Genomic DNA, 12773 nt, shown 5'->3' on the forward strand with positions numbered 1-12773 from the left:
TCCCACGCAGAGCGTGGGAACGATCAGGAGTAAACCCTCAGGGAACGATCAGCGTAAGCGGTCAGGCACTGCGCACTTGGAGAAGCTGCGCAGCACAAAGGGCAATCCTTGAACACGCATCCGCCAGCTTCACCCGGTCCACCACCAACCCGATGCGAATATGCCCCGCCGCACTCGGCCCGAACGCCTCACCTGCCAGCACCGAAACCCCATAACCTTCCAACAGCCGCTCGGCAAAGTCCTGCGCGCCGAGCCCGGTCTGACGCACGTCCACCATCACAAACATCCCGCCATCCGGTTTGATCGGGTACAACCCCGGACAGCCGCGCAAGCGCTCGCACACCAGATCCCGACGCAAGCGGTATTCCTCGCGCATCTGCGTCACTTCCGGCAGATCTTTCTCCAGCGCTATCTGCGCCGCTTTCTGCACGAAATCCGGCAGCCCGAACAGCATGCTCAACGACAGATTCACCAGATGTTCGGCCAACGGTTTCGGCCCGATCATCCAGCCGATGCGCCAACCGGTCATGGCGTGGGATTTGGACAGGCTGTTGATGGTCGCCGTGCGCTCGGCCATGCCCGGCAGGCTCGCCGGGCTGATGTGCTCGCCTTCGTATAACAATTCGCTGTAGACCTCGTCGCTGATCAGCCACAGGTCATGACGGACGCACAGGGCCGCCAGCGCCTGCCAGATCAACAGCGACAGACTCGCACCGGAAGGATTGTTGGGACTGTTGAGCAACATGGCCCGCGTCCTCGGAGTGATCCGCGCTGCGACATCCACCGGGTCAACGCGAAAACCGTTCTCAGGGCGAACCGGCACCGGCACCACGGTCGCGCCGCAAGCGCCAAACACGCCTTCGTAGGTGACATACATGGGTTCGGCGACGATCACCTCATCACCCGGATCCAGCAGACATTGCGCCACCGAATACACCGCGCATTGCGCGCCGGGCAGCACGATCACATGCCCGGCATCCACGTCCTGACCGCTGCTGCGCCGATGGCGCTCGGCGATCAGCGTGCGCAGCTCCAGCCGGCCGCGCACTTCGGAATAATGAGTATCACCCGCCAGCAGGCTGTCGATGGCGCCGTGGATGATCGGCAGCGGCGTATCGAAATCCGGATCACCCACCGACAGCAGCAACACATCGACCCCTTCGGCGCGCAGCTCCAGCGCTCGGTCGTGAATCCGCCAGGCTGCTGCTCCCTCCCCGGCGATTCGTTGGGTCAAGGCTGAATAGCGCATGTACGTCTCCTGATTGCGCGGTCTCCAGCCTTCACCCTAGGTCAAATCACAAACCGCGCCACCATCGCATTCAAATCCACCGCCAGGCGCGACAGTTCGTGGGTCGCGGCGCTGGTCTGGTTGGCCCCGGCGGCCGATTGGGTGGCCAGGTCGCGAATGTTGACCAGGTTGCGGTCGACCTCGCGGGACACCTGCGCCTGCTCTTCCGAGGCGCTGGCGATCACCAGGTTGCGCTCGTTGATCTGGTGAATCGATTGAGTGATCTGCTCCAGTGCGACGCCGGCGGCGCGAGCCATTTCCAGAGTGGTCTGGGTGCGCTGGTTGCTTTGCTGCATCGACTCGACTGCTTCACCGGTGCCGTTCTGAATGCCGGCGACCATTTTTTCGATCTCCTGGGTCGACTGCGCGGTGCGATGGGCCAAGGCGCGAACTTCATCCGCTACCACGGCGAAACCGCGTCCCGCTTCACCGGCACGCGCCGCTTCGATGGCGGCGTTGAGCGCCAGCAGGTTGGTCTGCTCAGCGATAGCGCGAATCACGTCCAGCACTTTGCCGATGTCGCGCCCCTGAGCGGCCAGGCCTTCGATCATTTGCGCGGTGTTTTGCACGTCGTGGGTCATGGTCTGGATCGCGTCGACGGTTTTCACCACCTGATCGCGACCTTCACGGGCGGCGTGGGTCGACTGGTTCGAGGCTTCAGAGGTCGACACTGCGTTGCGTGCCACCTCTTCCACTGCAGCGGTCATTTCGTTTACGGCGGTGGCGGCCTGTTCGATTTCGTCGTTCTGCTGTTGCAAGCCACGGGATGCTTCTTCGGTCACGGCGCTGAGTTCTTCGGCGGCGGCGCCCAGTTGCGTGGCGGAGCCGGCAATCTGCTCGATGGTCTTGCGCAGGTTGGTCTGCATCGCGGCCAAGGCTTCAAGCAGGCGCGCCGGCTCGTCCTTGCCGTCGATTTCGATGGCTTTGGTCAGGTTGCCGCCGGCAATGGTTTGCGCGGCCGCCACGGCACGGTTGAGCGGAGTGACGATGCTGCGGGTCAGCAACCAGGCCAGCAACACCGTGGCCAATGCGGCGATCACTGCGACGATGACGATTCCGGTAATGGCACTGTCGTAATGCTCGCCGGCCTGAATGGAGGCGTCTTTTGCCCCGGCGGCATTGATCGCGATGAGTTTATTGAGCTGCTCACCCATCTGGTCCGTGCCGTCCTTGATCTTCGTGTTGATCAAGGCGCGCATCTCTTCGAGCTTGTCCTGACGCGACAAATCCATCATTTGGTTCTGGGCTTGCAGATAGTTGTCCAGCGTCGTCGCGAAGGCCTGATATTGCGCACGCTCTTCACTCTCAGCGGGCAACGCGGCGTAAGCGGCCTGGGCGCTGCGCACTTTGTCCACCAGCACGCCGATGCGAGTCTGTGCTTCCTGCAGGCCTGCAGCTTCACGGTTGACCAGAATCCGGAACGATAGAATCCGCAGACGCAATACGTTTTCCGTCATCACCCCAAGATAAGTAACGCTGGGCAACTGATTGGTCTGCATCTCGACGGACGCCTGACGGATGATCGACATGCGGTTGACGGCGAACACGCCGAGCACAATCACCAGCAGGGCAATAAAGGCAAAACCGAGGAAGGCACGGGGCGCGATATTCAGATTACGCAAGGACATAGGAGGACTCTCGGATAGTTGAAACTACTAGCGTCCATGCCCTGTTCACTGGCCCTTGTGCGGGCTTCAGTCCGGCGTCACTGTTTCAGGAAGTCTTGTGCGCGCCTGATCTCTGTATCGGCCAGGCTTGAGGAATTTTGCAGGTAAAGAGCAAATATTTTTCTAATTATTGCGAGTGTTTCGCTATTGAAACACCCGACGGTTTAGATGATGGGTGACAGGTCAGGCCGGAGTTGCCATGCGCCAGACGCGGGCAATATCGGTGGCACGTTCGCGCAACAGACGCGGTGCTTCGGCGCAAGCCTGTTCGAGGGTCATCGGGCCGCTGGTGATGGCGAATGCTGCGTCGATACCGTGATCGTAAAGAGCTTGATAGCCCTCGCCCAAAGTCCCGGCAATGACGATCACCGGTACGCCGTAATGCTTGGCGATCCGCGCCACGCCAAACGGGGTTTTGCCGCGCAGGGTCTGGGCATCGAAGCGCCCTTCTCCAGTAATCACCAGATCTGCGTCCTTTACTGCGTCGGCCAGTCCGACCAGCTCGGCGACCACTTCGACACCGGCCTGGAATCGCGCACCGAGAAACGCCTTGGCGGCAAAACCCAGTCCACCCGCGGCACCGCTGCCCGGCTCGTCCTGAACATCCTTGCCCAACGCCTGCGCGCACAATTGGGCAAAGTGACCGAGGGCTTGATCCAGTTGCTGCACTTGCGCCGGGGATGCACCCTTCTGCGGGCCGAAAATCGCCGAGGCACCGTGGGGGCCACACAGCGGATTGTTGACGTCGGCGGCGATGTCGAACCGGACGTGCGCCAGTCGCGGGTCGAGTTCGCTCAGGTCCAGTCGTGCGAGTTGCGCCAGCGCCAATCCGCCCGGCACCAATGATTGCCCTTGAGCATCCAGCAACTTCACCCCCAACGCTTGCATCGCGCCGGCACCGCCGTCGTTGGTGGCGCTGCCACCGATGGCCAGGATCACCCGTTGTGCGCCGGCATCCAGTGCTGCACGGATCAGCTCACCCGTGCCAAAGGTGCTGCTGATGCACGCATCACGCTGCCCCGGCGGCACAAGTTGCAATCCACTGGCTTCGGCCATTTCGATGATCGCGGTGTGGTTGTGCGGCAGCCAGCCCCACGCGGCTTCAACCGCTGCGCCCAACGGGCCGCGCACACGGGTGCGGCGCAGTTCGCCTTCGCAGGCGGCGAGAATCGACTCCACCGTGCCTTCGCCACCGTCAGCCATCGGGCACTTGACCAGCGTCGCCTGCGGCCAGACCTGCGCCAGGCCCAGCGCAATGGCTTCTGCAACGCCTTGAGCACTCAGGCTGTCCTTGAACGAATCGGGGGCGATGACGATTTTCATGCGAATTCTCCAGTTCCAATGCCCCTCATGCTGCCAGTCGCCTTGCCCGTTGACGCCTGTCCGCTGCACAAGTTGGATTGGCGTTTATTGTTCATTTTCACAAAGGCTCTGGAATGGATGCTGAATGTCCCGGCCCTATCGCTGGCAAGCCAGCTCCCACAGGTTTTTGCATCGTTCACATATTTTGTGCACGCCCGGATACTTGTGGGAGCTGGCTTGCCAGCGATAGGGCCCTCACGAACACCTCATGCAGTCGACTCAGTCTGCGGCAGCAATTGCACACCCAGATACAGCGCCAGCATGCCATCGAGTTTCAGAGGATCGACCCCACTCAACTCGGCAATCCGCTCCATCCGGTAACGCAGACTGTTGCGGTGAATCCCCAAGGCATCGGCACAGGCCTGGCTCTGGCCGTCGTGATCGCACCAGCTGCGCAGGGTCGCGAGCAACTGGCCGTTGCTGTCCTTGGCGATGACCTTGCGTAACGGTTTTAGCAATTCATCCAGCGCATCGTCGTTGCGATGGCGCCAGAGCATCACCGGCAAGCGATAGCGATTGAGGGTCAGCAACCGTGAGCGCGGCAGCACTTCGCGGCCATAGGCGAGCAAATCGCCGACCCGTCGATAACAACGGCGCAGCCCGGCCAGCCCATCGGCCTGCCCGCCGACCGCAATGCGCAGGATGTTCCAGCCCAAGCCATCGAGTTTTTCCAGCAGTCGATCATGCTCGACGTTCTGACTCGCCGGCCGGCACCACAGCAGTGACGACTTGGCCGAACTCACGCACCAACTGTCCGGATAACGCGACATCAGCCAGGCACTCAGCGCCTCGACGGTTTGCCCCGGTCCGTGTTCCAGACCCAGTTCGAACAGATACGGCACTCGTGTCAGTTGCGGCTTGAGCCCGAGTTGCTGGGCCTCGTCGATCAGCCTTGGCGAATCCCCCGCCTCGCTCAGCAGCAAGGCCAGTAAATCATCACAACGTTGCCGCCGCCATTGCTGTTCGGATTGCTGATTGCGCTGGCCGACCAGCATTTCGGCGGTCATGCGCACCAGTTCGGCGTAAGTGCGCAGCTGCTCCGGTTCGCCGGTAATGCCGAGCACACCGATCAACCGCTGATCGAGCAACAACGGCAGATTGATCCCCGGCTGCACGCCTTTGAGATGCACCGCCGTCTGCGCGTCGATCTCCACCACTCGCCCGTTGGCCAGCACCAGTTGCGCGCCTTCGTGGCGGGTGTTGATCCGATCCGGCTCGCCACTGCCGAGGATCAAGCCCTGGCTGTCCATGACGTTGACGTTGTACGGCAAAATGGCCATGGCCCGGTCGACGATGTCCTGGGCGAGGTCGTGATCGAGTTCGAACATAAGGGCTGAAATCCTTGAAAACAGGCGCGGACGGTTGTTCACCCGCACAGGGTCTGGCAGCAAACCCTGTGCTCAGGCACAAAGACAATCCGGCCAAAGGTGGCCGAGACTCTCAGGGCGATCAACGTTACCCTTTGCATCGCAAAAAATCATAATAAAGAGAGAGCCGCCATGTCGCAGAGCGCCGCTGCCGCCCAGACCATCGTTGACGATAAAAATGCCGTCTACAAACGCATCACCCTGCGTTTGATCCCCTTCATCTTCATTTGCTACCTGTTCAACTACCTCGACCGGGTCAACGTTGGATTTGCCAAGCTGCAGATGCTCGATGCGCTGAAATTCAGCGAAACCGTGTACGGCCTCGGTGCCGGTATCTTCTTCATCGGCTACGTGCTGTGCGGCGTACCGAGCAACCTGGCGCTGACCAAGTTCGGCCCACGGCGCTGGATTGCGCTAATGATGATCACCTGGGGCACGCTGTCGACCTGCCTGCTGTTCGTCACCACGCCAACCCAGTTCTACACCCTGCGCCTGTTCACTGGCGCCGCCGAAGCCGGATTCTTCCCAGGTGTTGTGCTGTATCTCTCGCAGTGGTTCCCGACCTTCCGCCGTGGCCGGATCATGGCGTTGTTCATGTCGGCGATCCCGGTGTCCGGCCTGCTCGGCAGCCCGTTTTCCGGGTGGATCCTCAACCACTTCGCCGCCGGCCAGGGTGGTTTGGCCGGCTGGCAGTGGATGTTCCTGCTGCAAGGCATTCCAACCGTGGTGCTGGGCGCACTCGCCTACTTCCTGCTCAGCGACAACTTCGCCAACGCCAAATGGCTGACCCCGCATGAGCGTGCGGTGCTGGAAGCGGATCAGGCCGAAGACCTGGCGAACAAACCGAAAACCACTTCCGATTCGCTGATTGCCGTGTTCAAGAACCCGGCCATCTGGGCCTTCGGCCTGATCTACTTCTGCATCCAGAGCGGCGTGTACGCGATCAACTTCTGGCTGCCGTCGATCATCAAGAACCTCGGCTTCAGCGACAACCTGGTGATTGGCTGGTTGAGTGCGATTCCGTATCTGCTGGCGGCGGTATTCATGCTGGTGGTGGGTCGTTCGGCGGACTTGCGTAAAGAACGCCGCTGGCATCTGGTGGTGCCGATGTTGATGGGCGCTGTCGGTCTGCTGATCGCCGTGAACTTCGCGGCAAATCCGGCGATTGCGATTCTCGGTTTGACCATTGCGACCATGGGTGCGCTGACCGGTCTGCCGATGTTCTGGCCGGTGCCGACTGCCATGTTGAGCGCGGGTGCTGCGGCGGGTGGGCTGGCGTTGATCAACTCTATGGGACAGATGGCCGGGTTCCTGAGCCCTTACCTCGTGGGTTGGGTCAAGGACAGCACCGGGTCGACCGATGCGGCGCTGTATCTGCTGGCGGGTGTGATTGTTGGCGGGAGCCTGCTGGCGTTGCGGATGACGCGGACGTTGCGGGCTTAAGCCTTAGTCGAAATACAGAAACGGCCCATTACGGGCCGTTTTTCATTTAGATCGTTCCCACGCGGAGTCTTGGACCCAGCAACCCAAAGTAGTGATCAGGTTCTCGACTCAATCTCGAAAGCGTATAAAAAACTGTCAGAAATTACAGGTGCCAAAATCGTCGCCCGCGCCGAAGCTGGTACTTCTTGAAAGTCACAAGGAGTACGGCAATGAGCATCGATCGCAACAGTTTTGAATTGGGTTCGCTTTATAAAATCACGACAGCCTCCGGTGAGGTGTCTGGAGTTGTGATCGAAGCTGGGCCAGACGCAGTTTCGGTTGGGCAGGGTCCGACGGTTGTTCAGTACAAAGACATCCGCGGACTCCAAAAAATTCAGCCTCAAGTAAAGTCGGGAACAAACGGTTTCGAAATGTTCAGGTAAAAGATTAAGCTCAAAAACAAACGCTCCGAACAATTCGGGGCGTTTGCTAAAACACCTTCAGCTTGTATTCACCGTACAGCTTTAGAGACCCGTTTTATTGGGCCTCAGTTCATCTATAGAACTTCGCCGGCGGCCACCTCCAAATTATCCAGCGCCCGACTCACCGCCAGTTCCCCCAGCATGATCAGTTGCGCGATGCCCAGCAGCACGTGCCGCTGCGAGCCGTCCACCAGCCCGGCGAAGTCGGTGGCCATGGTTTTCGCGCAAGTCAGGGTTTCAGAGGCGTCGGCCAGCAGTTCTTCGTTGTCGATGCCCGGGGCGATGAGGTAGCGGGTGTTGGGTTTGAGCAGCGGTTTTCTGGGGAGCAGCGGATTGAGGTAGTGATCGAGGGCGCGCTCGGCGGCTTCGTGGAATTTCTTGGAGTCGAGGGTTTCGTAGGGGGACGTTGAATCGGCTTCGGGTGGGTTGGGTGTTGGTTTGATCACGTTTGAATCTCCAAATCAGAAAAATGGAGCCATCAAACTTCGCTACCAAACGAAGAGGTGGTGGCCATGCACGGGTTGGTAGACCGGTGACTTGGAGAACCGGCGCGCTCGAAAACGCCCCACGCATGGCCACCATAAAAGCACGGACGGATACGCGTCCGAATACGGTGAATTGCGCAACAAGTCAGAACCGGGCTACCAAACCCCATCGCCGTTTTTCAGCGACGGGACAACGATAAAACCCGGCCCATAAGCGCACAAGCCGGCGGATTCTGGCGCAGTCGTAGGCAACGACGCAAGGTTGTGTAGCCTGAGGTGCGTGTCTGAACGTGTCCTTTAAACACCACACTTAAACACCCCACTCCAGATCGTTCCCACGCTCTGCGTGGGAATGGAGCCCGGGACGCTCCGCGTCCCTTCCAAAGCCGAACGCGGAGCGTCCGTGGAGGCGTTCCCACGCAGAGCGTGGGAACGAGCGTCACACACTGGTTTTTGCATCCAGCTCAAGCACTAACCCCCCCGGCATTTGCACAAAAATCTGCCAGATCCCATCCTCCGGCACCTGCCCCACCTGATACGGCAGTCCACTGCCCTGCACCCGCTTCAAAACCACCGCCGCGTCTTCATCCGTACGAAACGCAATATGACTCAACGCCGCCTCATCCAGCGCCGGCTGCTCAATCACATGCACCAACGCCTCCCCATCCTGGTACAACCACCGCCCGGGAAACGGAAACGGCGGCCGCCGCCCCGGCGTCAATCCCAGCAATACATTGAAGACGTCCTGAATCGGTTGCCCGTCCGGCGCATTGAACGCCAGGTGATCGAAGTGCCAGGTCATAACAATCCACCTCCATCGACATCAATGATGCTGCCGCTGATGAAGCCGTTTTCCATGACCAGCATAAACGCGGCGGCCAGGTCCTGTGGCGTGCCGATCCGGCCTACCGGCAGCGCCGCCGAGGTACGGGCGAACATCGCGGTGCGTTGGATCTCATCCATGCCGGCGTACGCTTCAGTGTCGGTCACGCCGGGGCTGATCACGTTGACCCGGCGCGGCGCCAGCTCCTTGGCCAGTTGTTTGGCCAGAGCTTCCAGCGCGCCATTCAACGTGGTCTTGATGAATTGCCCCGCTACGAATTTGCGTGACAACAAACCCGACGTCAGGGTGATGCTGGCCCGCTCGCTCAGGTACGGCAGTGCCGCTTGAATGGCGCGCAAGGTGCCCCAGAATTTCACGTCGAAGGCCTGCTGCGCCTGGAGCAGATCGCTGTCGGCCAGAGGCTTGGCGCTGACGCTCGGCCCGGCGGTGATCACCAGATGATCGAGGGCGCCAATGCGTTCGAACAGTTGACGCAGCGAAGCGTCATCGGTGACATCGGCAGTTTCGTGACGGACACCGTCATGGGTTTCGGACGTTTCAACACGGCGCCCGACCGAATAAACACGGGCGCCTCGTTCAGCGGCGTTCGACGCGACGGCGGCGCCAATGCCGCTGCTGCCGCCAATGACCACAACAGTCTGGTTGTCGAATGGTTTCATGAGAGTTCTCCGGTGGGCTTGAGGAGATTGCATCTTCCCCGGTTGCCAATCGCAGAAAAATCCCGGTAAATCGGAAGGATCTTTAAAGGATTTTTACCAATGAGCTCGATTCTCGATCTTGAGATCTTCGTCCGTACCGCCGACTCCGGCAGCATTTCCGCCGCCGCCCGGGCGCTGGAGTTGACACCGGCCGCCGCCAGCATCGCGCTGAAACGCCTGGAAACCCGCCTCGGCATCCGCCTGTTCGCCCGCTCCACGCGCAGCATGCGTCTGACCGAAGAGGGCCGACGCTATCTGGAAAGTGTGCGCCTGGCACTGGCCACATTGGCCGAGGGCGAACAGGCGCTGAAGCAACAGACCGAAGGCCTGAGCGGTGTGTTGCAACTGGCGGCGCCGTCGGACTTCGGGCGCAACGTGTTGCTGCCGTGGCTGGACGATTTCAAGCGCGAGCACCCGCACATTCAACTGCAATTGCTGCTCAACGACCGGCATGCGGATCTGTTTCGCGAGACGGTGGATGTGGCGCTGCGCTTTGGCGTGCCGAGTGATTCGACGCTGGTGGCGTTACCGATTCTGCCTGAGCATCGCCGCGTGGCCTGCGCCAGTCATGCGTATCTGGAACGCCACGGTACACCGCACAATCCTGCCGAATTGAGCGAGCACAGCGCCCTGCTCTACCTGCGCAACGGCCGTCCCTACAACACCTGGCGCTTCCATCGCGAGGACGAAACGGTCGAGGTCGAAGTGCGCGGCGACTACCTCAGCGACGACGGCGAAGTCGCCCGCCGCTGGGCGCTGGCCGGGCACGGGATCGCCTACAAGGCCTGGCTCGACGTGGCCGAAGACGTGCGTGCCGGGCAGCTGCTGACGCTATTCGATGACTGGCTGGGCGAGAGCGTGCCGTTCAATCTGCTGTGCCCGCACCGGGTGCAGGTGTCGGAACGGGTCAAGGTGTTGCAGGCGTTTTTGCGCGAGCGTTGCGAGGCGTTGCGGCGATAAATTCACTTTGCCGCGCCGGGCGCTTCTGGTATTTGATGGAAGCTTTCCCACCGACAAAAGGATTTCGGCATGAGCTATCGCACACTGGGTCACTCGGGGTTGCAGGTGTCCACCCTCACTCTCGGCACGATGATGTTCGGCGAGCAGACCAGCGCAGAAGACTCGCTGCGCATCATCGACAAGGCCTGGGATCAGGGCATCAATTTCATCGACACGGCCGACGTCTACACCAACGGCCGCTCGGAAGAGATCGTCGGCGAAGCCATCGCCCGTCATCGGCATGAATGGGTGCTGGCGACCAAAGTCGGTTTCGGCCCGGTGGATGGCGTGCCGAACCGCAGCGGCTTGAGCCGCAAGCACATCTTCAATGGTCTGGAGGCCAGCCTGACCCGGCTCGGCACCGACTACCTCGACCTCTATTACCTGCACCGCGAAGACCACAACACCCCGCTGGAAGTGACGATCTCGGCGATTGGCGATCTGATTCGCCAGGGCAAGATCCGTTATTGGGGCCTGTCGAACTATCGCGGCTGGCGGATCGCCGAGGTGATCCGCGTGGCGGACAAACTCGGCGTCGATCGCCCGGTGATCAGCCAGCCGCTGTACAACATCGTCAACCGTCAGGCCGAAACCGAGCAGATCACCGCCGCCCAGACTTACGGCCTCGGCGTCGTGCCTTACAGCCCGCTGGCCCGTGGCGTGCTCAGCGGCAAGTACGCACCGGACGTGACCCCGGACGCCAACAGCCGCGCCGGACGGCAAGACAAGCGGATTCTGGAAACCGAGTGGCGGGTGGAATCGTTGCGCATTGCCCAGCAGATTCAGCAATACACCAAAGAGCGCGGGGTCGGCATTGTCGAGTTTGCGATTGCCTGGGTGCTGAACAACGGCGCAGTGACGTCGGCGATTGTCGGGCCGCGCACGGAAGAACAGTGGGATGCGTACACCAAGGCGCAGGCGGTGAAGATTACGGCGGAGGATGAGGCGTTTATCGACTCGCTGGTGACGCCGGGGCATGCGTCGACGCCGGGGTTTAATGATGTGAGCCATTTTGTGTCGGGGCGCAAACCGCATCAGGCTTAAGCACCTATGCTTCGACACAGGTTCCCGCTCTCACGGGACCTGTGTCGAATGTTGGAAATATTGATCACTCGGCCAATATTCACCACAAAAACCACGTATCCTGCGCGCCCCGTTTCACCATCACCCCCGCGAGGACAGTTTGTCTAAAGGTATCGCTCTCTCGGTAACAGCCTCGACGCTGTTTGCCGTCATGTATTACTACACCTCGTTGCTCACCCCGTTGAGCGGCGTGGAAATCTTCGGTTGGCGGATGCTGCTGACCGTGCCCTGCATGACCGTGTTCATGTTGCTGTCCGGCGAATGGCGGCGGGTGCTGGAGCTGCTGCGTCGGATTCCTGCGCTACCGAAGTTGATCGGTGGCTTGGTCGTTTCGTCAGCGCTGCTCGGCGTGCAGTTGTGGCTGTTCATGTGGGCGCCGCTTAATGGCTACAGCCTCGACGTGTCGCTGGGCTACTTCCTGTTACCGCTGGCCATGGTGCTGACCGGACGCATCGCTTATGGCGAAAGCCTGTCGTACCTGCAAAAAGTCGCGGTGTTTTTTGCCAGCCTCGGGGTGTTGAACGAGTTGTATCAGGTCGGCGGGTTTTCCTGGGCGACGCTGGTGGTGGTCGTCGGTTACCCGTTGTATTTCGTGCTGCGCAAATACCTCAAGACCGACAACCTCGGCGGTTTGTGGGTCGACATGACGCTGATGCTGCCGGTGGCGTACTGGTTTGTGCGCGGCGGCGAACAGGGTTTCAGCGTGTTCGACCAGTACCCGGCGCTGACGTGGCTGATTCCGCTGCTCGGCCTGATCAGTGCGTCGGCGCTGGTGGTGTACATCATTGCCAGCCGCTTGCTGCCGTTCAGCCTGTTCGGTTTATTGAGTTACGTGGAACCGGTGTTGCTGCTCGGTGTGGCGCTGCTGCTCGGCGAGAGCATCAAACCCGGCGAATGGCTGACCTACATCCCGATCTGGCTCGCCGTGGTAGTACTGGTGTTTGAAGGGTTCAAGCATCTGATGCGCCAACGCAGGCCTTAAAAGCAGCACAAAACAAATGTGGGAGCGGGCTTGCCCGCGAAGGCGTCGGATCAGTCAACTGAAGTATTGAATGAACGATTGCTTTCGCGAGCAA

General features: G+C 60.6%; 12 protein-coding genes. 5 read left to right on the forward strand and 7 right to left on the reverse strand.

Annotated elements, in window-relative coordinates; genetic code table 11:
- Window positions 1-61 precede the first annotated feature (61 nt).
- The 4 genes from ACTJK7_RS01485 to ACTJK7_RS01500 form a co-directional block, all read right to left on the reverse strand.
- A complete protein-coding gene (locus ACTJK7_RS01485; RefSeq protein ID WP_108562125.1) occupies window positions 62-1249 on the reverse strand; it encodes a pyridoxal phosphate-dependent aminotransferase in 1188 nt (395 codons plus the stop codon).
- Between the two features lie 41 nt (window positions 1250-1290).
- Window positions 1291-2916, reverse strand: coding sequence for a methyl-accepting chemotaxis protein (locus ACTJK7_RS01490; RefSeq protein ID WP_108562127.1), 1626 nt, complete (start codon window positions 2914-2916; stop codon window positions 1291-1293).
- A gap of 222 nt (window positions 2917-3138) precedes the next feature.
- A complete protein-coding gene (locus tag ACTJK7_RS01495; protein ID WP_108562129.1) occupies window positions 3139-4278 on the reverse strand; it encodes a glycerate kinase in 1140 nt (379 codons plus the stop codon).
- 245 nt (window positions 4279-4523) lie between these two features.
- Window positions 4524-5645, reverse strand: a complete 1122-nt coding sequence (locus tag ACTJK7_RS01500) for a sugar diacid recognition domain-containing protein (RefSeq protein WP_323150672.1) — start codon at window positions 5643-5645, stop codon at window positions 4524-4526.
- A 171-nt stretch (window positions 5646-5816) separates the two neighbouring features.
- On the opposite strand from ACTJK7_RS01500, the gene ACTJK7_RS01505 reads away from it, so the two are divergent.
- The gene (locus ACTJK7_RS01505) at window positions 5817-7127 is read left to right on the forward strand and encodes an MFS transporter (RefSeq protein ID WP_064381434.1); all 1311 of its coding nucleotides are present in this window, start codon (window positions 5817-5819) and stop codon (window positions 7125-7127) included.
- A gap of 209 nt (window positions 7128-7336) precedes the next feature.
- Window positions 7337-7549 (forward strand): hypothetical protein, encoded by a 213-nt coding sequence (locus ACTJK7_RS01510; RefSeq protein ID WP_108562133.1) that lies wholly within the window; start codon window positions 7337-7339, stop codon window positions 7547-7549.
- Window positions 7550-7662: 113 nt separating this feature from the next.
- On the opposite strand, the gene ACTJK7_RS01515 is transcribed toward ACTJK7_RS01510, so the two are convergent.
- From ACTJK7_RS01515 to ACTJK7_RS01525, 3 genes are all read right to left on the reverse strand, one after another.
- On the reverse strand, window positions 7663-8034 hold the full coding sequence (locus ACTJK7_RS01515) for a DUF6124 family protein (protein WP_108562135.1): 372 nt from the start codon (window positions 8032-8034) through the stop codon (window positions 7663-7665).
- 478 nt (window positions 8035-8512) lie between these two features.
- The gene (locus ACTJK7_RS01520; protein ID WP_108562137.1) at window positions 8513-8875 is read right to left on the reverse strand and encodes a hypothetical protein; all 363 of its coding nucleotides are present in this window, start codon (window positions 8873-8875) and stop codon (window positions 8513-8515) included.
- Window positions 8872-9576, reverse strand: a complete 705-nt coding sequence (locus ACTJK7_RS01525) for an SDR family oxidoreductase (RefSeq protein ID WP_108562139.1) — start codon at window positions 9574-9576, stop codon at window positions 8872-8874. Before ACTJK7_RS01525 ends, ACTJK7_RS01520 begins: the two co-directional genes overlap by 4 nt.
- Window positions 9577-9675: 99 nt before the next feature.
- Between ACTJK7_RS01525 and ACTJK7_RS01530 the strand changes: the two genes are divergently transcribed.
- The 3 genes from ACTJK7_RS01530 to rarD all read left to right on the forward strand — a co-directional run bounded on the left by ACTJK7_RS01530 (window position 9676) and on the right by rarD (window position 12679).
- On the forward strand, window positions 9676-10575 hold the full coding sequence (locus tag ACTJK7_RS01530; RefSeq protein ID WP_323150675.1) for a LysR family transcriptional regulator: 900 nt from the start codon (window positions 9676-9678) through the stop codon (window positions 10573-10575).
- Window positions 10576-10644: 69 nt separating this feature from the next.
- Entirely contained in the window at window positions 10645-11658 is a 1014-nt protein-coding gene (locus tag ACTJK7_RS01535) for an aldo/keto reductase (RefSeq protein ID WP_323150676.1), read from the forward strand.
- Between the two features lie 139 nt (window positions 11659-11797).
- Window positions 11798-12679, forward strand: coding sequence for an EamA family transporter RarD (gene rarD, locus ACTJK7_RS01540; protein ID WP_323150677.1), 882 nt, complete (start codon window positions 11798-11800; stop codon window positions 12677-12679).
- Window positions 12680-12773 lie beyond the last annotated feature (94 nt).

It is taken from the genome of Pseudomonas sp. 22085 (assembly GCF_052045815.1).
Lineage (GTDB): Bacteria > Pseudomonadota > Gammaproteobacteria > Pseudomonadales > Pseudomonadaceae > Aquipseudomonas > Aquipseudomonas glycinae.

Coding starts and splice junctions, on each gene's coding strand:
- ACTJK7_RS01485 (WP_108562125.1), bottom strand. CDS start 1,249: ATGCGCTATTCAGCCTTGACCCAACGAATCGCCGGGGAGGGAGCAGCA.
- ACTJK7_RS01490 (WP_108562127.1), bottom strand. CDS start 2,916: ATGTCCTTGCGTAATCTGAATATCGCGCCCCGTGCCTTCCTCGGTTTT.
- ACTJK7_RS01495 (WP_108562129.1), bottom strand. CDS start 4,278: ATGAAAATCGTCATCGCCCCCGATTCGTTCAAGGACAGCCTGAGTGCT.
- ACTJK7_RS01500 (WP_323150672.1), bottom strand. CDS start 5,645: ATGTTCGAACTCGATCACGACCTCGCCCAGGACATCGTCGACCGGGCC.
- ACTJK7_RS01505 (WP_064381434.1), top strand. CDS start 5,817: ATGTCGCAGAGCGCCGCTGCCGCCCAGACCATCGTTGACGATAAAAAT.
- ACTJK7_RS01510 (WP_108562133.1), top strand. CDS start 7,337: ATGAGCATCGATCGCAACAGTTTTGAATTGGGTTCGCTTTATAAAATC.
- ACTJK7_RS01520 (WP_108562137.1), bottom strand. CDS start 8,875: ATGACCTGGCACTTCGATCACCTGGCGTTCAATGCGCCGGACGGGCAA.
- ACTJK7_RS01525 (WP_108562139.1), bottom strand. CDS start 9,576: ATGAAACCATTCGACAACCAGACTGTTGTGGTCATTGGCGGCAGCAGC.
- ACTJK7_RS01530 (WP_323150675.1), top strand. CDS start 9,676: ATGAGCTCGATTCTCGATCTTGAGATCTTCGTCCGTACCGCCGACTCC.
- ACTJK7_RS01535 (WP_323150676.1), top strand. CDS start 10,645: ATGAGCTATCGCACACTGGGTCACTCGGGGTTGCAGGTGTCCACCCTC.